Origin of the sequence: Streptomyces rugosispiralis (genome assembly GCF_024505145.1) — a bacterium.
Lineage (GTDB): Bacteria > Actinomycetota > Actinomycetes > Streptomycetales > Streptomycetaceae > Streptomyces > Streptomyces rugosispiralis.
In genome coordinates this window covers 345,075-365,132 of record NZ_JANIAA010000003.1, presented here as the reverse complement: position 1 = coordinate 365,132, position 20,058 = coordinate 345,075, and the positions used below count along the sequence as shown (strand labels likewise).

General features: G+C 71.2%; 16 protein-coding genes, 1 pseudogene and 1 riboswitch. Of the genes and pseudogenes, 10 read left to right on the top strand and 7 right to left on the bottom strand.

What is annotated here, in order from left to right:
* The first annotated feature begins 8 nt into the window (after nucleotides 1–8).
* Nucleotides 9–223: riboswitch (cobalamin riboswitch) on the top strand.
* 60 nt (nucleotides 224–283) lie between these two features.
* The 5 genes from NP777_RS08060 (at nucleotide 284) to NP777_RS08040 (ending at nucleotide 5,151) form a co-directional block, all read left to right on the top strand.
* Nucleotides 284–1,324 (top strand): ABC transporter substrate-binding protein, encoded by a 1,041-nt coding sequence (locus NP777_RS08060; RefSeq protein ID WP_391858470.1) that lies wholly within the window; start codon nucleotides 284–286, stop codon nucleotides 1,322–1,324.
* A gap of 26 nt (nucleotides 1,325–1,350) precedes the next feature.
* On the top strand, nucleotides 1,351–2,379 hold the full coding sequence (locus NP777_RS08055) for a FecCD family ABC transporter permease (protein WP_256649364.1): 1,029 nt from the start codon (nucleotides 1,351–1,353) through the stop codon (nucleotides 2,377–2,379).
* On the top strand, nucleotides 2,376–3,206 hold the full coding sequence (locus NP777_RS08050; protein ID WP_256649363.1) for an ABC transporter ATP-binding protein: 831 nt from the start codon (nucleotides 2,376–2,378) through the stop codon (nucleotides 3,204–3,206). Before NP777_RS08055 ends, NP777_RS08050 begins: the two co-directional genes overlap by 4 nt.
* Before the next feature lie 98 nt (nucleotides 3,207–3,304).
* Nucleotides 3,305–3,751: a response regulator gene (locus NP777_RS08045; RefSeq protein ID WP_391858469.1), complete on the top strand. Its 447-nt coding sequence runs from the start codon at nucleotides 3,305–3,307 to the stop codon at nucleotides 3,749–3,751.
* Between the two features lie 224 nt (nucleotides 3,752–3,975).
* Nucleotides 3,976–5,151 (top strand): epoxide hydrolase family protein, encoded by a 1,176-nt coding sequence (locus tag NP777_RS08040; protein WP_256649362.1) that lies wholly within the window; start codon nucleotides 3,976–3,978, stop codon nucleotides 5,149–5,151.
* Nucleotides 5,152–5,183: 32 nt separating this feature from the next.
* Here the strand turns inward: NP777_RS08040 and NP777_RS08035 are convergent, their stop codons facing one another.
* From NP777_RS08035 to NP777_RS08020, 4 genes are read right to left on the bottom strand one after another with little or no spacing between them, the layout of a single operon-like run.
* Nucleotides 5,184–7,565 carry a bifunctional salicylyl-CoA 5-hydroxylase/oxidoreductase gene (locus NP777_RS08035; protein ID WP_256649361.1) on the bottom strand — a complete coding sequence of 794 codons (2,382 nt, stop codon included), beginning with the start codon at nucleotides 7,563–7,565 and terminating at the stop codon, nucleotides 5,184–5,186.
* A gap of 11 nt (nucleotides 7,566–7,576) precedes the next feature.
* Entirely contained in the window at nucleotides 7,577–9,244 is a 1,668-nt protein-coding gene (locus NP777_RS08030) for an AMP-binding protein (RefSeq protein WP_256649360.1), read from the bottom strand.
* A gap of 40 nt (nucleotides 9,245–9,284) precedes the next feature.
* Nucleotides 9,285–10,187, bottom strand: coding sequence for an acyl-CoA thioesterase (locus NP777_RS08025; protein ID WP_256649359.1), 903 nt, complete (start codon nucleotides 10,185–10,187; stop codon nucleotides 9,285–9,287).
* Nucleotides 10,184–10,669: a cupin domain-containing protein gene (locus tag NP777_RS08020; RefSeq protein WP_256649358.1), complete on the bottom strand. Its 486-nt coding sequence runs from the start codon at nucleotides 10,667–10,669 to the stop codon at nucleotides 10,184–10,186. Before NP777_RS08020 ends, NP777_RS08025 begins: the two co-directional genes overlap by 4 nt.
* A 124-nt stretch (nucleotides 10,670–10,793) precedes the next feature.
* Between NP777_RS08020 and NP777_RS08015 the strand changes: the two genes are divergently transcribed.
* Both NP777_RS08015 and NP777_RS08010 read left to right on the top strand, forming a co-directional pair.
* Entirely contained in the window at nucleotides 10,794–11,216 is a 423-nt protein-coding gene (locus NP777_RS08015; RefSeq protein WP_256649357.1) for a RidA family protein, read from the top strand.
* 68 nt (nucleotides 11,217–11,284) lie between these two features.
* Nucleotides 11,285–12,136 carry a PaaX family transcriptional regulator gene (locus NP777_RS08010; protein WP_256649356.1) on the top strand — a complete coding sequence of 284 codons (852 nt, stop codon included), beginning with the start codon at nucleotides 11,285–11,287 and terminating at the stop codon, nucleotides 12,134–12,136.
* A gap of 2 nt (nucleotides 12,137–12,138) precedes the next feature.
* Here the strand turns inward: NP777_RS08010 and NP777_RS08005 are convergent, their stop codons facing one another.
* The 3 genes from NP777_RS08005 to NP777_RS07995 are packed head-to-tail and all read right to left on the bottom strand — an operon-like array spanning nucleotide 12,139 to nucleotide 16,530.
* Nucleotides 12,139–12,645 carry an inclusion body family protein gene (locus tag NP777_RS08005; RefSeq protein ID WP_256649355.1) on the bottom strand — a complete coding sequence of 169 codons (507 nt, stop codon included), beginning with the start codon at nucleotides 12,643–12,645 and terminating at the stop codon, nucleotides 12,139–12,141.
* 4 nt (nucleotides 12,646–12,649) lie between these two features.
* Nucleotides 12,650–14,497 carry a thiamine pyrophosphate-binding protein gene (locus NP777_RS08000; protein WP_256649354.1) on the bottom strand — a complete coding sequence of 616 codons (1,848 nt, stop codon included), beginning with the start codon at nucleotides 14,495–14,497 and terminating at the stop codon, nucleotides 12,650–12,652.
* On the bottom strand, nucleotides 14,494–16,530 hold the full coding sequence (locus NP777_RS07995) for a flavin monoamine oxidase family protein (protein WP_256649353.1): 2,037 nt from the start codon (nucleotides 16,528–16,530) through the stop codon (nucleotides 14,494–14,496). The genes NP777_RS08000 and NP777_RS07995 overlap by 4 nt, the downstream gene beginning before the upstream one ends.
* Nucleotides 16,531–17,638: 1,108 nt before the next feature.
* Here NP777_RS07995 and NP777_RS07990 point away from each other — a divergent pair.
* The 3 genes and pseudogenes from NP777_RS07990 to NP777_RS07980 all read left to right on the top strand — a co-directional run bounded on the left by NP777_RS07990 (nucleotide 17,639) and on the right by NP777_RS07980 (nucleotide 20,039).
* Nucleotides 17,639–18,844, top strand: a complete 1,206-nt coding sequence (locus tag NP777_RS07990; RefSeq protein ID WP_256649352.1) for an MFS transporter — start codon at nucleotides 17,639–17,641, stop codon at nucleotides 18,842–18,844.
* A gap of 77 nt (nucleotides 18,845–18,921) precedes the next feature.
* Nucleotides 18,922–19,107: pseudogene (locus NP777_RS07985) on the top strand (heme-binding protein); the annotation flags it as partial.
* 107 nt (nucleotides 19,108–19,214) lie between these two features.
* Nucleotides 19,215–20,039, top strand: a complete 825-nt coding sequence (locus tag NP777_RS07980; RefSeq protein ID WP_256649351.1) for an aldo/keto reductase — start codon at nucleotides 19,215–19,217, stop codon at nucleotides 20,037–20,039.
* Nucleotides 20,040–20,058: the final 19 nt, after the last annotated feature.

Genomic DNA, 20,058 nt, shown 5'->3' with positions numbered 1-20,058 from the left:
GGCGCTCTTGGTAGTCTCGGGGTGCCAGTCGTGCCACATCCGAGGCCAGGGAATCCGGTGTGAATCCGGAGCTGACGCGCAGCGGTGAGGGGGACGGGCGGGGCAAGACGACACCACTGGGAGGAGTCCGTGACGGCCGCGGGGCCGTCGCGAACGAGCACCGGGAAGGGGCCCCGTCCGGACGAACCCGAGTCCGAAGACCTGCTGGCACCTCCGCGCCCGGTGCGCGGAGGACGTCCGTAGGCCAGGCTCCGCGTACGAGCCCCGACCACCGAGGCTGCCCGTGCTCCGCTCCTTCCGCCGTACCGCGGCGTTCCTGCTCGCCCCCGCCCTGCTGCTCACCGCGTGCGGTGGCTCCGGCCATGACGGCGCGGGCGCCGGAAAGCCCGCCGGTTCGGGCTTTCCGCGCACGATCGACAACTGTGGTCACAAGGTCACGTTGACGTCCGCCCCGAAGCGGGCCCTCTCGCTCAACCAGGGCACCACGGAGATCCTGCTCTCCCTCGGCCTCGCCGACCGCATGGCCGCCACCGCCACCTGGACCGATCCGGTGATGAAGGGCCTGGAGAAGGCCAACGCCACGGTGGAGCGGCTGGCGGACAACGCGCCGTCCTTCGAGAAGTCCCTGGACCTCGAACCCGACTTCGTCACCGCGTCGTTCGTCTCCACGCTCGGCAGGGGCGGCGTGGCCACCCGCGAGCAGTTCGAGAAGCTGGGCGTGCCCACGTATGTCTCGCCCTCCGACTGCGCGGCGGGCAGGGACACCGACAGCGGTGGCGACGGCTCCCGCGACAAGCCCCTCACCCTTGATGTCGTCTACGGCGAGATACGCGATCTGGCCCACGCGTTCGGGGTCGACGAGCGCGGTGAGAGGCTGGTCGCACGGCTGAAGGGCCGCGTTCACAGAGCCACGGAGGGACTGGACGCCTCCGGTGTCTCCCTCATGTACTGGTTCGCCAACTCCCAGTCGCCCTACCTCGCCGGCTGCTGTGGCGCGCCGGGCGCCATCACCCGGGCGGTCGGGGCGGAGAACGCCTTCTCCGACACCCATGACGAGTGGCCGCAGATCAACTGGGAGACCGTGGCCGACCGCGACCCGGACGTCATCGTCCTCGGCGATCTCACCCGCAAGCAGCAGACCGCGGAGACCGCCAAGGCCAAGATGCGGTTCCTGGAGACAAACGCCGCCACCCGCAATCTCACCGCGGTGCGGAAGAAGCGGTACATCCTGCTGAGCGGGCAGGCCATGAACCCGACCATCCGCACCGTCGAAGGGGTGGAACAGGTCGCCGCCGGGCTGCGCGACTTCGGGCTCGCCAAGTGAGCACCCGCCAAGTGAGTACCCGCCAAGTGAGTACCCGGCGTGTCAGTACCCGCCTCCTGCTGCTGATCGGGGGAGGGCTGGCCGCGCTGCTCGCGTCGGTCGCCTTCGCCGTGACCATCGGTCCGGCCGACATCTCCACGGCCGACGTATGGGCGGCGGTCACCGCCCATCTCGGCCTGGGGGAGAGCACCTTGCCGCCGCTTCGGGACGGCATCGTGTGGAACTTGCGCATGCCGCGCACGCTGCTCGCCGCCGTGTGCGGGGCGGGACTGGCCCTCTGCGGGGCCGTGATGCAGTCCCTGCTGCGCAATCCGCTGGCCGACCCGTTCGTCCTCGGGGTGTCGTCGGGCGCCTCCACGGGCGCCGTCACCGTGGTCGTGCTCGGCGTGGGCGGCGGGGCCGTGTCCCTGTCGGCGGGCGCCTTCACCGGTGCGTTGCTGTCGTTCGGCCTGGTCCTGGTGCTCAGCCACAGCCTCGGCGGCAGCACCGACCGGGTGGTGCTGTCCGGGGTGGCCGTCATGCAGATGTTCTCCGCGCTGACCTCGTTCATCGTCCTCACCTCCGCGGACGCCGACACCACCCGGGCCGTGCTGTTCTGGCTCCTCGGCTCGCTCACCGGCGCCGGGTGGGGCGATGTGCTGCTGGGTACCGCCGTGCTGGCCGCCGTCCTCGTGGTCTGTCTCGGCTACGCCCGCACCCTGGACGCGTTCGCCTTCGGGGAGGAGGCCGCGGCGGCGCTCGGCGTCCGGGTGGCCCGCACCCGTCTCGTCCTGCTGTGCGCGACCGCGCTGCTCACCGCGACCCTGGTCAGCTCCGCCGGGGCCATCGGCTTCGTCGGCCTGGTCCTCCCGCATGCCACCCGCGCCCTCACCGGTCCCGGCCACGCCCGTCTGCTGCCGGTCACCGCACTGGCCGGGGCCGTCTTCCTGGTGTGGGTGGACACCGCCGCCCGTACCGTCATCGACCCCCAGGAGGTCCCGGTGGGCGTGGTGACGTCCCTCATCGGCGTACCGGCCTTCGTCGCCGTGCTCTACCGCGGCCGGAGGAAGGCATGACCGACTCCACCACGGAAACCCCCGACGTGGAGCCCGCCGCCACCCCGGAAGCGGGGTCCGGGCTCCGCGCCGACCGCGTCAGCCGCCGCACCGACGGCCGGCTGATCGTCGACGGCATCAGCCTCACCCTGCGCCCCGGCGAGACGGTCGGCCTGCTCGGCCCCAACGGCTCGGGGAAATCAACCCTGTTGCGGCTGCTCGCCGGGATCCTCACCCCCTCCGCCGGAGTGGTCACCCTGGACGGCCGCGCTCTGCCACAGGTCGGCCGCCGCGCCACCGCCCGCCGTATCGCCACCGTCGAACAGCACGCCCACACCCAGACCGAGCTGACCGTCCGCGAGGTGGTGGCCCTCGGCCGGGTCCCGCACCGGCGCGCCTGGGCGTCGGCCTCCGCCGCGGACACCCGGGCCGTCGACGCGGCCCTGGAGCGCGGCGGACTGACCGACCGGGCCGGTCAGTCGTGGCACACCCTCTCCGGTGGCGAGCGCCAGCGCACCCAGATCGCCCGAGCCCTCGCCCAGGAACCGCGCGAGCTGCTGCTCGACGAGCCGACCAACCACCTCGACATCCAGCACCAGCTCGACCTGCTCGACCTCGTCGTCAGCCTGCCGATCGCCACCGTGATCGCCCTCCACGACCTCAACCTCGCCGCGATGTACTGCGACCGCCTGCTCGTCCTCCACGAGGGACACGTCGTGGCCGAAGGCGCGCCCGGCGATGTGCTGACCCCGTCCCTGATCAAGCGGGTCTACGACGTCGAGGCCGTGGTCACCCACGATCCGGGCCACCCGGTCATCCGCTTCCTGCGCCGGTCACCGAGGCCGTGAGATGGTGGGCGGTACTCTGCCAACCGGTCGCACGAGCTGAGGAACCACCACGTGAGCGATGCGGCGGACCCCGGCCTCCCGCGGACGCCTCCATCCGTGTGCTGATCGCGGATGACCAGGCGATGGTGCGCACCGGGTTCCGGCTGATCCTCGACTCCCAGCCCGGCATCGAGGTGGCGGGCGAGGCCGCCGATGGCTCCGAGTGCGTGGAGTTGGCGCGGCGGCTCCGTCCCGAGGTGTGCCTGGTCGACATCCGGATGCCGACCCTGGACGGCCTGGAGGTGACCCGGCTGCTCGCCGGGCCCGGAGTGGTGGATCCGCTGCGGGTCGTCGTGGTCACCACGTTCGACCAGGACGACTACGTGGACACCGCGATCCGCAGTGGGGCCGGTGGCTTCCTGCTCATGGACGCCGGGCCCGAACTCCTGGTGGAGGCGGTGCGGTCGGCCGTGCGCGGTGGCGCGATGGTGTCCCCGGCGGTCACCGTGCGGCTCCTCCGGCAATGGGCGAGCCGCCCCCGCCGCGCCACCCGGGCGAACCCCTGACCGGCCGGGAACTGGAGCGGGCAGTTCGGCGGGGTGGACGAAGACCACGGCGCCGCATCAGCGACTGGGGACACCTCCCGGTCGGCCGGACCATCCTCGACCGGCTCGGACAGTTCCGCCTCGGCGCCCGCTCCCCGGCCCGGCCCGGCCCGGGACCACCGTGCCCGCCCTGAGCGCCCCGGCATTCCCGACGACTGACACGGGCGGCTTGTAGGGTACGTGGCATGCCGGATGCCTCGCCCCGACCCGAGCCGTTCACCCCGCGGACCGACCCGGCCGCGATCGAGGACCTCCGCGCGCGGCTGCGCGCGACGCGCTGGCCGGACGCTCCCGAGGACGCCGGGTGGGCGCTCGGGACCGACCTCGACTACCTCCGTGAGCTGGTCGCCTACTGGGCGGACGGGTTCGACTGGGCGGCGCGGGAGGCGGCGCTCGCCCGGCTGCCCCGGTTCCGGGTCCGGCTCGGCGGCCTCGGGATCCACTTCGCACACGTCAAGGCCGCCGCCCCGGCCGGGCCCGTGCTCCCGCTGGTGCTCAGCCACGGCTGGCCGGACTCGTTCTGGCGCTATACGAAGGTCATCCCGCACCTGACCGACCCCGGTGCGCACGGCGCCGACCCCGCCGACGCCTTCGACGTGGTCGTGCCCGACATCCCGGGCTACGGGTACTCCGACCGGCCCACCGGCCCGCCACTCGACTCCATCGCCGTCGCCGGGCTGTGGGCCGAGCTGATGGACGTCCTCGGCCATGAGCGGTTCGGCGCGGCGGGCGGGGACATCGGCAGCCATGTGAGCCGCTACCTCGCGCTCGACCACCCCGACCGGGTGGTGGCCGTGCACCGCATGGACGGCGGCCTGCCCGTCTTCACCGGCGACCCGGCCGACCTCGCGCCCGAGGAGCGCGCCTGGTTCGACAGCGTCACCGGCTGGGGCCAGGCCGAGGGTGCGTACGCCGCCATGCACCGCACCAAGCCGCAGACCGCCGCCTTCGGGCTCACCGACTCACCGGCCGGGCTCGCCGCGTGGATCGTCGAGAAGCTGCGGGCGTGGAGCGACTGCGACGGTGACATCGAGCGGAGCTTCACCAAGGACGAGATCCTCACCAACGTCACCCTCTACTGGCTCACGGGCACCATCGGCTCCGCGATGCGCATGTACCACGCCAACGCCGCCATCCCGCCCGCGCAGCACGCCCGCCGGGTCGAGGTGCCGTCCGGCTTCTCGCTCTTCCGCGGCGATATCGTCCGCCCGCCGCGGGCGTGGCTGGAGCGCACCACGAACCTCGTGCGGGTGACCGAGCCCGAGCGCGGCGGACACTTCGCACCGTTCGAGGAGCCCGAGCTCTACGCGGAGGAGCTGCGCGCCTTCTTCCGCCCCTACCGGGCGGCGGCGACGCGCTGACACCCGCTTCCGGCCCCGCTGCCACCCCCTCATCAGGGCACGGGGGCCGGAGCACGCGTCGGCGTCCAGCGCAGATGAACGGCCCGGTCGGTGGGGCCGGGCCGGAGCAGTGACAGCCGCGGCCGTACGGCGTCGGTGCGCGCGGCCGGGGGCTTGCGGCCGCCCGCGCCGAACTGCACCGGCCAGGTGGCGCCCGGGCCCCGGTACTCCTGCTCGGCCGCCGCGTGCAGGGTCCAGTGCGGGTCGTACAGATGGGCGCGGCCCACGGCGCACAGATCGGCGCGGCCCGCCAGCAGCAGCGAGTTGACGTCGTCGTACGAGGCGATCGCGCCCACCGCGATGACCGCGGCCCCGGTGGCGGCGGCCACCTCGTGGCGGATGCGGTCCGCGAACGGGGTCTGGTAGGAGCGGCCGAAGGCGGGTTGCTCGTCCTTGGTGACCTGGCCGGAGGAGACGTCGATGGCGTCCGCGCCATGGGCGATGAACGCACGGGCGATCTCCACGGCGTCATGCTCGGTGTTGCCGTCCGGCACCCAGTCGGTGGCGGAGATGCGCACGATCACCGGCCGTTCCGCGGGCCACACCTCCCGTACGGCGTCGAAGACCTCCAGTGGGAAACGCAGCCGGTTCTCCAGCGGGCCGCCGTACGCGTCGGTGCGGTGGTTGGCGATCGGGGAGAGGAACGAGGACAGCAAGTAGCCGTGCGCACAGTGCAGTTCGAGCAGATCGAACCCGGCCGCGGCGCCCCGGCGGGCGGCGGCCACGAAGTCCGCGGCGATCCGGTCCATATCGGCGCGGGTCAGCTCGCGCGGCACGGCCGAGCCGGGTCCGTACGGCAGCGGGGACGGGCCGACGACCTCCCAGTTGCCCTCCGGCAGCGGGTCGTCCATGCCCTCCCACATCAGCCGGGTGGATCCCTTGCGGCCCGAGTGGCCGAGCTGGAGGCCGATCCGGGCGGTGCTCCGCTCATGGACGAAGGAGACGATCCGCCGCCAGGAGTCGCCCTGCTCGTCGTTCCACAGGCCGGTGCAGCCGGGGGTGATGCGGCCGTCGGGCGAGACGCACACCATCTCGGTCATCACCAGTCCGGCGCCGCCCATGGCCTTGGTGCCGAGGTGGACGAGGTGGAAGTCGCCGGGCACGCCCTCGACCGCGGAGTACATGTCCATCGGGGACACGATCACCCGGTTCCTCAGCTCCAGCCCGCCCAGCCGGTACGGCTGGAACATCGCCGGTGCCACACCGTCGAGGCCCTGCGCGGCGGCGAAGGCCACGTCGACCCGGTCGGCGAACTCCGGGTCGCGGGTGCGCAGGTTGTCATAGGTGATGCGGCGGGAACGGGTCAGCAGGTTGAAGCAGAACTGGGTCGGCTCCTGGTGGACATACATCCCGATGTTCTCGAACCACTCCAGCGAGCCCTGCGCCGCCCGCTGGGTGGACTCCACGACCGGGCGCCGCTCGGCCTCGTACGCGGTCAACGCCCCCTCGGCGTCCGGGTGTTCATGCAGACAGGCGGCGAGGGCGAGCGCGTCCTCCATCGCCAGCTTGGTGCCCGAGCCGATGGAGAAGTGCGCGGTGTGGGCGGCGTCTCCGATGAGCACGAGGTTGCCGTGGTGCCAGCGCTCGTTCCGTACGGTCGTGAAGTTGAGCCACTTGGAGTTGTTGGCGAACACCTGGTGGCCGTCGAGTTCCTCGGCGAAGAGCTCGCGGACGCGCGCCACGGCGTGCTCGTCCGAGTCGCCCGGTGCGAAGTCGGCCCCCTCGGTGGCGTCGAAGCCCGCCCGCCGCCAGACGTCCTCGTGCATCTCGACGATGAAGGTGGAGCCGGTGGCGGAGTAGGGGTAGCCGTGCACCTGCACGACCCCCCATTCCGTCCGTTTGACGAAGAACTGGAACGCCTCGAAGACCCGGTCCGTGCCGAGCCACATGTATTTGCTGTGCCGACGGTCCAGGGAGGGGCGGAAGACCTCCGCGTGGGCGGCCCGCACGAGGGAGCTGACGCCATCGGCCCCCACCACCAGGTCGTACGAGGCGCGCAGCCGCTCGGTGTCCGGGGCGAGGGTGGAGAAGCGCAGGGCCACGCCGAGGTCGCGGCAGCGCTCCTGGAGCAGCCGGAGCAGTTCCTTGCGGCTCATGGCGGCGAAGCCCTGGCCGCCGACGGTGTGGCTCTCGCCCCGGTAGTGGATGTCGATGTCGGTCCAGCGGGCGAAGCGCCGGGCCATGCCCTGGGCGATGGTGGTGTCGGCGTTCTCGATGCCGCCGAGCGTCTCGTCGGAGAAGACGACGCCGAAGCCGAAGGTGTCGTCGGGGGCGTTGCGCTCCCAGACGGTGATCTCGTGGGCGGGGTCGAGCTGTTTCATCAGGGCCGCGAAGTACAGCCCGCCGGGACCGCCGCCGATGATCGCGATCTTCAAGGGGGTTCCTCTCAACTCTCGGCGACGGCCTCGGCGGCCGGCTCGTCCTCGGTGACCGTGCGCAGCAGCTTGAAGCGCTGCAGTTTGCCGCTGGTGTTGCGCGGCAGGGCGTGTCGGAACCGCACCTCGCGCGGGTATTTGTAGGGCGCCAGGACCCGCTTGACGTGGTCCTGGATCTCCTTCGCCTTGGCGGCGTCGCCGGGCACCCCGTCCCGCAGCACCACGAAGGCGCACACGATCGCGCCGCGCTCGGTGTCGGGGCGGGCCACGACGGCGGATTCCACGACGTCCGGGTGGGTGTCGATGGCGGCCTCCACCTCGGGGCCGCCGATGTTGTACCCGGAGGAGACGATCATGCTGTCGCTGCGGGCGTGGTAGTGGAAGTAGCCGTCCTCGTCCCGGTGGAAGATGTCACCGGTGACGTTCCAGCCCTCCAGGACGTAGTCCCGCTGGCGTTCGCCGCCCAGATAGCGGCAGCCGACCGGGCCGATGACCCCGAGTCTGCCCGGCTCCCCGGGGCCGAGTTCCGTGCCGTCGGGGCCGAGTATGGTGGCGCGGTAGCCGGGGACCGCCTTGCCCGTGGCACCGGGCCGGATGTCGTCTCCGGCCGCGGAGATGAAGATGTGCAGCAGTTCGGTGGCGCCGATGCCGTCGACGATCCCGAGACCGATGCGTGTCCGCAGCTCCTGCCAGGTGGCGCGGGGTATGTGCTCGCCCGCGGACACCCCGGTGCGCAGCCCGGCCAGCCGCCGCTCGGCGCCCTCGCGCAGGATCGCCCGGTAGGCGGTGGGCGCGGTGGCCAGGGCGGTGACACCGTGCCGCTCCACCAGCTCCGCGAGCCGCGGCGGAGTGGCGGACTCCGTGAGCAGGGCGCAGGCTCCGGCCCGCAGCGGGAAGACGACCAGCATGCCGAGGCCGAAGGTGAAGGCCAGGGGCGCGGTGCAGGCCACCAGGTCGTCGGGGAGCAGGCCCAGGGTGTGGCGGCCGAAGGTGTTGTCGATGGACAGGATGTCCCGGTGGAAGTGCATGGTGATCTTGGGCGCGCCGGTGGATCCGGAGGTGGGGCCGAGCAGCGCCACATCGTCGGCGGCGGTGTCCACGGTGGTGAACTCACCGGACTTGCCCGCCGCCCTGGCCACCAGATCGTCCGGGCCGCCACCGCCGTACTCCACCACCGTCAGCCCGGACAGCACGGTGTCCCGGACCGTACGGACGTCATCGGCGAACCGGTGGTCCACCAGGGCGATCGACGGCAGGGTGCGCTCGGCCACGGGGACGAGCTCCCGGGTGCGCAGGGCGGCCATCGTGGTCACCACCACGCCACCCGCCTTGAGGACGCCGAGCCAGGCCGCCACGGTCCAGGGGGTGTTCGGCGAGCGCAGCAGGACCCGCTGCCCCGGCACCAGCCCCAGGTCCTCGGTGAGCACCTGGGCCACCTGATGGGCGCGGATGCGCAGTTCGCCGTAGGTCCACACCTCGCCGGACGGGGTGCGCAGGGCGGGGCGGCCGGGGCCGAACAGCGCGGTGGGGGTGTCGATGAGTTCGGCGGCCGCGTTGAGCCGGTCCGGGTAGCGCAGTTCCGGCGTGGTGAACTCGAGGGTTGGCCACAGATGTGCGGGGGGCAGCCGGTCGCGGGTGAAGGTGTCGAGGTGCGCGGAGGGGGAGAGGGGAAGCGTCACGGAAGTGTCCTTCCGGGAGCCCGCTGGGAGGGGCAGCGGGTCAGGTGGGGCGGATCAGGCCCTCCTGGACCACGGTGGCCAGGTGACGGTGATCGCGCGTGAAGAAGCGCCCCGTGCCCAGGCCCCGGCCCGCGTCGGCCGCGACGGCTTCCTGGACGTAGAGCAGCCAGCCGTCCACCGGCCCCGGGCGGTGGAACCACATCGCGTGGTCGAGGCTCGCGGTGACCAGCCCGGGTCTGGCCCAGGGCAGGCCGAGCACCCGCAGTACAGGTTCGAGGATCGTGTAGTCGCACACATACGCCAGGGCGGCCAGGTCCCGCTGGGCGTCGGTCAGCCCGTCGACCGGGCGCAGCGGGTCGAAGGGCCTGAGCCAGACCGCCTGGTGCGGAAGGCGCTCTCCCTCGACGGTGAGATAGACCGGTCCGGGGACGTGCCGCATGTCGAAGCCGCGGCCGCCGGACCAGTACGCCTTGGACTCCCCGGTCATGGAGCCGCCGTCGCGCTCGGCGAGGTACTCCGCCGAACTGGGCAGGTCCTCCGGGTCGGGCACGTCCGCGCCGAGGCCGGTGTGGAAGGCCGCACCGGCCTCGCCCGCGGCGAATCCGGCCAGGCAGACGTACAGCGGCTTGCCGTTCTGGTAGCCGCGCACCTGCCGGGTGCTGTAGCCGCGGCCGTCGCGCACCACCTCCACCTCGTAGCGGACCTCGGCGCCGATGTCGGCGGGGCGCAGGAAGTAGCTGTGCATCGAGTGCGGTGACTTGCCGTCGGTCACCGACCGCATGGCCGCCGCCGCGGCCTGCGCCACCAGATCGCCGCCGTACGCCTTGGGCCAGGGGCAGGGCTGGGTGGTGGCGGTGAAGGCGAGGTCGAAGTGTTCGGGCTCGGTGGGCTTCAGGGTGACGGCGGCGGTGAAGACGGCGGAGGTGGGGGGCGTCCGGGTCATCGGCGGTCCAGCCAGTCGCGCAGCTCGGTGTCGGCGATATCGGGCAGGTTGACCACGATGTTCTCCGGCGTCCGGGTGGTCATCCAGGTCAGCGGCTTGGAGCGGGAGAGGTTGCACTCCACGTGCGGCAGATACGGCGGCACGAAGACCCAGTCGCCCTCCTCCATGTCGACGTAGTCCCGGAGTTGCTCGCCGAAGTAGATACGGGCCCGGCCGGACAGGACATAGCCACCGGTCTCGGCCTCGCCGTGGTGATGGGTCACCGAGCGATAGCCGGGTTCGTTGCTGACCTTGCCGAACCACAGACGGGTGGCGGGGGTGTGCTGGATGCTCACTCCCGAGACCCGGACGGCACCGCCCGAGTCGGCGGTGTTCGCGCTCTCGAGGCCGCCGCGCGTCACCACGGGGGCGACGATGCCACTGGGCAGCCGGTACATCGAATTGTCGCCCTCGAGGCGGTACTTGCTCAGATCGGGCTCCATGGGGTCGGCTCCGTTCAGTCGGGGACCAGGATCCGATGTCTCGTGTTTCTCACGGTCGTCATCTAAAGTCAATACACCTGTCCGGCCGTGGGACAGGACGGAACACAACCGAGCCGGAGGCCCCATGACCCCCGTCCCCGTGAACCCGCCCGATCTGCCGAAGCCCAGCGGCTACTCACACGGAACACTCGCCGGAAACACCCTCCACCTGGGAGGGCAGACCGCCCTCGATGCCGATATGAAGATCGTTCCGGGGGGCATCGTCGAGCAGTTCCGGCAGGCGTTCGGCAATCTGCTCACCACGCTGCGCGCGGCCGGCGGACGGCCCGAGGACCTGGTGAGCGTGACCATCTACCTCACCGACATCCCCGACTACCAGGCGCATGGCAAGGAGATCGGCAAGGTCTGGCGCGAGCTCGCCGGACCGGTCTACCCGGCCATGGCCGGCATCGGCTGTACGGCGTTGTGGCAGCCCGAAGCCATGATCGAGATCCTGGGCGTGGCCGTGATACCGGAGGAACGGCCGGCGGCACCGTTGCAGTACTAGGGCCTGTCTGGGGTTGGGACCGCGCCCGTGTGATCACCATCGCCGCGCCAGACGTTAGGGTGCCGGGAATGACCGCGCAGACGACACCGGCCACCACCGTGGCGGGCGAGCGGGAGTCCCGCCACGCCCCGCTCATCCTCACGCTCTACGGCCTCTACGCCCGGGGCGAGCACAACTGGCTCTCGGTCGCCTCGCTGATCGGCCTCATGGCGGACCTCGGTGTGGAGAGCCGGGCCGTGCGGTCCTCGGTCTCCCGGATGAAACGCCGCGAGGTGCTGCGCGGCGAGCGCCGCGACGGCGTCGCCGGGTACTCGCTCGCCGACTCGACCCTGCAGACGCTCGCCGAGGGCGACGTACGCATCTTCCGGCAGGCCAGGGCGTCCCGCGAGGACGGCTGGGTGCTCGTGGTGTTCTCCGTGCCCGAGTCCGAGCGCGAGAGGCGGCACGCCCTGCGGACGGCCCTGACCCGGCTGGGCTTCGGCACCGCCGCGTCAGGCGTCTGGATCGCCCCCGGACATCTGGCGGACGAGGCGCGGCGAACCCTGGAACGCCGGGAGCTGTCCGCGTACGTCGACATCTTCACCGGCGACCACGTGGCCTTCGGGGACCCGCGGGAGAAGGTGCGCTCCTGGTGGGATCTGGACGAACTCACCGCCATGTACGCGGACTTCCTGCACCGGTACGGCCCCGTGCTGGAGGCGGTGACGCACCGCGGGCCACAGCCGCTGGAGGCGTTCCGGACCTATGTGCCGATGCTGACCCAGTGGCGGCGCATGCCCTACCGCGACCCGGGGCTCCCGCTGGAACTGCTTCCCCCGGAGTGGAACGGCGTGGCCGCGGGCGAGCTGTTCGACCGGCTCCACACCCTGCTGAGTGCCCCCGCGGCGGCACACGCCGCGGGGGTCTTCCACGCCCGCTAGGTTCAGGAGCGCTTCTCGATGGTGATGAACGGGTCCCATTGGAAGTACCCGACCAACTGCTGGTCGCTGTCCAGGATCTGGAAGTAGAAGTGGTAGGTGACCTGGCCGACCTTGTTGACGTCCGCTTCCCAGAAGTGATCCTCGTAGTCCTGCGTTTCGAAGTCGGGCCGGTCGGTGGCCCCCTCCTTCGGCATCGGATAGGTGCCGTCGGCGACCACGATCCGCGGGGTGCTGATGAGCGGGTCGTAGCTCACGTACCGGTACAGCAGGGCGCAGTACTCGCTGTTGAGCGACAGCGTCGTCTCCCGCCACCTGATGATGTCCCGGGGGTTGGCCGAGAAGTTCAGCTCGGCCCCCGAGGTGCCGACGACGCGGTCCTGGCGCGTCGTCATGTAGATCAGGCTCTGGTCGATCTGTGTCGGCGAGTCGTAGTCCTTTGACGCGTCGGGATACCGCTTGGCGATTGAGTACGCATCGAACGCGATCAGCACGTTGATGATTTCCGACATGTTCCTACTCCCCTTTGACTTTGTACGCCATCGCCCGCGGATAGTCGTGCCGGTGCAGGCGGACCCGGACCAGCAGTGGGCCGGAGTTGACCGGGTCGGTCGCGTCGGTGAGGCGGGCCAGCAACTCGTCCAGCTCGGAGGTGTGCGCCACGCTGACGCCGTGCGCCGGGGTCTTCTTGCCGGAGAAGACATCCGCCAGCCGCTCGTAGTGCCACGGGTGGAGGACGTTGTAGAAGTCCGCGCCATCCGTGTCATCGGCGCCGTGGGCGTCCCGGTCCGCGAAGTAGTCCGGGTGCACCAGCATCTGCTCGATGCCGTAGAAGTGCCCGTTGTCCATCACGAACACCACCGACCGCAGCCCGAGCCTGGTGTGGGTGGAGATCTCCTGGCAGGTCTCCTGGAAGGCGCCGTCGCCGACGAACACCATCGGGCGGGCGTGGCCGCGCTCGGGGGCGAGCGCCGCGCCGGTGGCCGCGCCGACGGACCAGCCGATGGACAGCCAGCTGACCTGCGACAGGAACCCGCCCGCTGGCAGGGTCAGGTTCATCGAGCCGATCAGGGAGAACGCGGCGTCGGAGACCACCGTCCAGCTCTCCCGGGTCTCCTTGGCCAGGAAGTGGTTGATCCGGTCGAACACCCCGTCGTATGTGAGCCGTTCGCCGGACCCGGACGACGAACCGCCGGCGCGGAGCGTCGTGGCGCGGTGGTCCTCGAGGGAGGCGGGACGGCCCTCGGGCGCGCCGTGGTGGGCGTGGGCCTCGGCGAAGTAGTCGGCGGTCAGGCCACCGGAGCCGAAGCGCGCCACCAGCGCGTCCTGGAGGGCGGGTATCAGCCGGGCGAGCTGGACGTCGGGGAAGAACTGGGTGCCGACGCCGACACCGCCCCGGGCCGCCACCACCCAGTCCGTGCCGACGGACAGTTCACCGCCGAGGTTCTTCGAGGTGGACCAGGTGCCGAGGCCGATCCGGCAGGTGGCCCAGTCCTTGAAGATCGAGTGCACATCCGGATGGCTGGCCTTGCCGTTGTAGACGCCGTGGAACTGCGGCAGCCGCTCGTCGAGGACGGCCTTGGCGCCGACGGTGGTGCAGAACGGCACCCCGGTGGCCTGCGTCAGATCGGACAGCTGTCCGGAGAGGCGGAACCGCTCGACCTCCTCGCCCGCCCACACGATCGGGCGGGGCCTGCCGTCCGGTCCCGGGTGCTCCTCGACCAGGGCGAGGATCGCGGCGACGGCGTGGTCCAGCATGGTCCGGTTGCGGACGCTGAACGGCCGCTCGCGGCGCAGCAGTGGATCCTCGGCGACGGCACACGGCTCGTCCCACAGGTCCTCCATCACCTCCAGATAGACGGGTCTGCGCTCGGACAGACAGGCGGTGAGCGCGGCGTCGATCTGGCCGGGCGCCAGGCCCGGGTTGGAGATGACCTGAGCCTCCACGGTGACCTGCCGGTAGGCGTCCAGGTTGCTCTCCCGGCGCGGGCTCATATGGGAGGTGAGCAGGCCGAGGGCGCGGTAGTTCTGCCACTGCTCGTACGGCGGGCAGGCGTTGATGGCGATGAGCGGGACGTGCTCCACATACGCCCCGCCGCAGGCGTTGAGCAGGTTGAACGCGCCGACGCTGTAGGTGACCGCGGCCGCGCCGATGCCGTGGAGACGGGCGTAGGAGTCGGCGGCCTGGCCCGCGCCGCCCTCGGTGGGGGTGCCGACCCACTCGACGTCGCCCTCGGCCCGCAGGGTGGTGAGGAACGGGCCGAGGTGGTTGCCGGGCACCCCGAACAGATGGGTGATGCCCAGCTCGGCGAGGCGGCGGGCCAGATAGCGGGCGACCGTGCACTCGGGGGTGATCGCGGTCATGAGCCGCCCCCCTGGTCCGGGCCCGGGGTGGTGAGGGGCGGTGCCTGGTGGACGGCGGTGGCGGCGCGGATGGCGCTCTCCAGGGCGCCCTCGATCCAGGCGTGTTTGAGGGAGGTGTGCTCCCCGGCGAAGTGCACCGGGCCCTCGGGGCGGGAGGCGTCCAGGTGGAAGCTGGTCATCTGGTGCGGGGTGTACGTGGCGGCCTCGCCGAAGGCGTACGGGTCGCGGGCCCAGCTCTTGGTGGCGCCCAGGCCGGTGAAGAACACCTCGATGCGGCGGCCGTGCAGGGCCTGGAGGTTGCGCAGGGCGTAGACATAGCGCTCCACCTCGCGCATGGAGTCCCAGCGCGCGGCGTCGTCGGACCAGGAGTACGAGGCGAGCACCACACCGCCGGTGCTGCCCTCTACCGGGTGCGAGGGGTAGTAGATGAACCGGTTGGGGTTGTCGGTGGCGGAGCCGCCCCCGAAGCAGTGGGTGGCGGGGCGCACGGCCGGGCCGCGCAGCGGCATGACGCTGTTGACCTGGCGTAACTCCTCGGTGACCCCGCTGTCCTTGACCGCGGCACCGAGCAGGTCGCGGCCCGCCTCGGCGAGCGCGGGCACGGGATCGGCACCGGTCTCGCCGCCGCGCTGGTAGTACTCGTAGAGGCCGGGTGTGATGCTGTCGAGCTCCTCGCGCCAGTCGTCCTCGGTGAACTCCCACCACCGGTGGCTGAACTCCAGCAGCACCTTGGTGGCCGAGTCGTAGTGGGTCTCGATGATGGCGCGGCGCTTCTTGTACGACATCGAGGGGACGATCTCCACGAAGCGCAGGGTGGAGAACGGGATGGTGACGATCGCCAGGTCGGCGGTCCACAGACGGGTGGGGCCCGCCGGGTTGTCCTCGGCCACGGTCCGCACGGCCACGCCCCATCCGTCGGGTCCGACGGCGCCGGTGCCCTCGGGCGCGGAGTCGTGGCTGGGGTCGAAGTACTCCAGGCGGATCATGCGGTGACCGAACCGCACCTCGTCGCGCAGGCCCCGGTGGAGGGCGTCCGGAAGGCGCCAGCTGCCACCGGGTATCTCCCAGTAGCGCACACCGGGGCTGATGTCGGTGTGGCTCAGGAAGCTGTGGAAGAAGGAGAGATGGAGCCGCGAGGACATGTTCTCCAGCGTTCCGACCGCCTCGATGGCCTCGTCGCTGAGCCCGGCGTAGTCGCGCAGGAAGCCGCCCATCGAATAGCCGTCGAAGTCATGGATCACCCGGGCCCAGCCCTCGATCCACTCCTCGAGCGGCTTGTTGACCCGCTTCCCGTCCACGACGTCGGAGTAGTAGTCCCGCACGCTCTCCAGCGCGTCGTCGACCATCTGCACGGCGGGGGCGCGGACCTCGTCGTCGGTGAGGTGGAAACCCTCGTTGATCTTCTCCGGGACGGCGCCGTAGTCGGCGCGCCGCACCTGGACGCGGTTGGTGCGGATCCAGGTGTTGCCGCGCTTGTCGGGCGCGCGGAAGTCGGGGCTGTCGTCGCCGTAGGTCCAGGTGCGGCCGGTGAAGGAGGTGTACGTCACCGGGGGGACGGGGACATCGGGGCCGCTGCCGGTGGTGGGGTCGACGTCCACGTTGTAGAACAGGCGGCGGCCGAGCCCGAGTTTGTCGACGAGGGCGAGGACGAGCGGGTGGAAGTCGGGCAGCCGCATGGCACCGGCCTCGGCGTACTGGGCGGCGTCGTCGAACGGCTGATGGTGCTTGGTGGTGCGGAAGGTCTTGATGCGCCCGCCGGCCCGGCCGGTGTTGGCCTCCAGGATGGTGACGTCGTGGCCCGCGTCCTTCAGCAGACGGCCGGCCACCAGGCCGGTGATACCGGCGCCGATGATGAGGATCTTCTTGCGGGGGTGGCGGGTGACGCCGAGGCTGCCCGTGTCGATGAGGGTGTGGAGATAGCCGAGTTTGAGGTCGGTGTCGTCCGGTCCGATGAGGAGGAGTTCGCGGGCCAGCTTGAGACAGGTCTGCCAGCGCGCACGGGTGGCGGAGTTATCGCGTGGAGCGTCGGTCATAGCTTGCGATCGTAGATTTGCAGAAACGATTTCTCGTTTCTTCCACAAGGTAATGTGTAGGTAAAGTCCTAAAAGGGTGGACCTTGTGGCTGACGGAATTTCGACTTGCTGGAATTTCCCTGGAAGGAGCCCGAGATCCGGCTGAGGCCTGTGCTTCACCAGGGGCCGAAGGGGGGGAGCTGCGGCGGCGCCACCGACTCGGTGAACTCGGTGGTCATCGCGACGACGGGCGCAACGGGGCCGGGTCGGCCATATTCGCGATATGGGCGGATGTCGAACTCCTGCCCGATGATGAAGAAAGCGGCGCCGCAGCAACACCTGTGGCCGCTCGGATGCCGTTCAGAAACTCATTCCGGCCGGCCGACCGCCCATCCGAATTGGTTTCAGGCCGTCAAGGACGTGGCGTACGGGAAATGGGATGAGCGGGTTTCCGGCGCGCCGGAAACCCGCTCATCCGCCGTATGCGGACTCGGTGCGGGCTCGGCGCGGAGTCGGTCACCGCTTCCCGGCTCACCGCGTCGTGTGCCCGGCGTGGCGGCCCGTCGGGCGGGCGGACCCGCCAGGGTGTCGCGCAGGGCGGCGAGCCCGTCGGCGTAGCTGCCGTGGAAGAGCGCGACGGCCTCGTCGAGGGCCGCGACATCCTCGGCGATGCGGCTGGGCCGGGTCGCGCCCGGCGCCGGAGCTGTACGGGCCGCCGACGAGGCCGACGCCCTGGTCGGCCGCCGTGGGGGGGCAGGCGCTGCAGGGCGCGGTCGTGGTCCAGCGGTGTGCGGCGCCCGGCGGGCAGGAAGGCGTCCGGCTTCGGCTCGCCCAGGTCGAGGGTGGGCCCCCGCCCCCGGGGTGTGAGGTCAGCCGGGGGGCTCGCACCACCCCGGAATTCGGAGTGACGAGGGGGCAACGGGCGACGCCTCCAGGAGCCCACGGCCGCGATCAGGGGGATGAGCCGCGGGTACCGCGCCGCCAGGCCCGGCGCCTCGCGCAGGGCGCCTTCGCGGGTCGGCCGGGCCTGATACGCAGCACGAGCAATATAGCGCGTTTGCAAGTAGTGTGCTTGCAAGTATTGTGGATGCTCGTAAAGGGCGGTAGCAATCACTTGGAGTGAACTTTCATGCCCGTCGCACTGCTGGCCCTCGCCATCGGGGCCTTTGGGATCGGAACCACCGAGTTCGTGATCATGGGGCTGTTGCCCGAGGTCGCCCGGGACTTCGATGTGTCCATCCCCACCGCCGGATTCCTGGTGACCGGCTACGCGCTCGGCGTCATGGTCGGCGCGCCGCTGATGACCGCGCTCGGTACGAAGATCGCCCGCAAGCGCATGCTGATGCTGCTGATGGGGCTGTTCGTGGTGGGCAATCTGCTCTCCGCGCTGGCCCCCGCCTTCGGCGTGATGGCCGTGGGGCGGATCGTCGCCTCCTTCGCGCACGGCGCGTTCTTCGGCATCGGTTCGGTGGTCGCGGCCGACCTGGTCGCGCCCGAGAAGAAGGCCGGAGCCATCTCGATGATGTTCACCGGCCTGACCGTCGCCAACGTCGTCGGAGTGCCGCTGGGCACCTCGATCGGCCAGTCGCTGGGGTGGCGGACCACCTTCTTCCTCGTCGCGGGGCTCGGTGTGATCGGCCTGGCGGGCATCGCCAAGCTCGTTCCCGACATCCCCAAGCCGGAGGGTGTGCACCTGATCCATGAGCTGGCGGCCTTCCGCAACGCACAGGTGCTGCTGGCCATGGCGATGACCGTGCTCGGCTTCGGCGGTGTCTTCGCCGCCATCACCTACATCGCGCCGATGATGACCGAGGTCGCGGGCTTCGCCGACTCCTCCGTCACCTGGCTGCTGGTCCTCTTCGGCCTCGGCATGGTGGGCGGCAACCTCCTCGGCGGCCGGTTCGCCGACCGGGCCCTGATGCCGATGCTGTACGTGGCGCTGGGCGCCCTCGCGCTGGTCCTGGCCGCGTTCACCTTCACCGCCCACGACAAGATCGCGGCCGCCGTCTCCATCGCCCTGGTCGGCGCCCTGGGCTTCGCCACCGTGCCCCCGCTACAGAAGCGGGTGCTGGACCACGCGGCGGGCGCCCCCACCCTCGCCTCCGCCGTCAACATCGGCGCCTTCAACCTGGGCAACGCGATCGCGGCCTGGCTCGGCGGCCTGGTGATCTCGGCCGGACTCGGCTACACCGCGCCCAACTGGGTCGGCGCCATCCTCGCCGGATCCGCCCTGGTCCTCGCCGTCCTCTCGGCCGCCCTGGAGCGCCGCACCGCCCGCCGCGGCCACGAGGGTGCCACCTCCGAACCGGCCCACGCGTTCACCGGCCGGCACTGAGCCGCCCCGTACCGGACACCCAACACCGAACACCGCACTCCGAACCGCACCACCTCCATCAAGGAGACCGGCCCGCCATGAGCACCCCCGAGACCGCCGTCGCCCCGCTGACCACGAAGGACGCCGAGGCCCTCGTCCAGGCCGCCCGTGCCGCCGCCGAGGCGGCCGGGGTGGCGGCCGCGATCAGCGTCCTCGACGCCGGTGGCCATCCGCCGGCCTTCCGGCGCGACGACCGGGCCGTACTGATCGCGGGGGAGACCAGCAGATCCCGAACCACCGAGATCCCGAACCACCGAGTCCCCGAACCACCGAGACCCCAGAACCACCGACCAGCACAGCGCAGCACACCCACGACCCGACGAAGGACGCCATGACCTCCGTACCCAACCTCACCCTCCACACCGGCCTCGAGATCCCGCAGCTCGGCTTCGGCGTCTTCCAGGTGGAGGACGAGCGGACCACCGGCGCGGTGCTCTCCGCCATCGAGGCCGGCTACCGCTCCATCGACACCGCGGCCATCTACGGCAACGAGGGCGGCGTCGGCCGTGCCCTGGCCGAGTCCGGCGTCCCCCGCGAGGAGCTGTTCCTCACCACCAAGCTGTGGAACGCCGACCAGGGTTACGACTCCACCCTCACGGCCTTCGACACCAGCCTGGCCAAGCTCGGCACCGACTATGTGGACCTCTACCTGATCCACTGGCCGGCCCCCGCCCGCGACCTCTACCTGGACACCTGGCGCGCCCTGGAGAAGCTGCTGGCCGACGGCCGCACCCGCGCCATCGGCGTGTCCAACTTCCAGCCCGCCCATCTGCGGCGGCTGCTGGACCACAGTGGTGTGGTCCCGGTCCTCAACCAGGTCGAGCTGCACCCCTACCTCCAGCAGGGGGAGCTGCGGGCCTTCCACGCCCAGCACGACATCGCCACCGAGGCGTGGAGCCCGCTGGCCCAGGGCGCCCTTCTCGAGGACCCCGCCCTCACCGCGATCGCGCGGCGGCACGGCAGGACCCCCGCCCAGGTGGTCCTGCGCTGGCACCTCCAGTTGGGGAACGTCGTGATCCCCAAGTCCGTGACCCCGGCCCGCATCCGGGAGAACATCGACGTCTTCGACTTCACCCTCACCTCTGCGGACATCGAGGCGATCGGCGCTCTCGACCGTGGTCAGCGCACCGGGCCGGACCCCGACACCCTCAACTGACACTCCCGTTCCCCGGGAG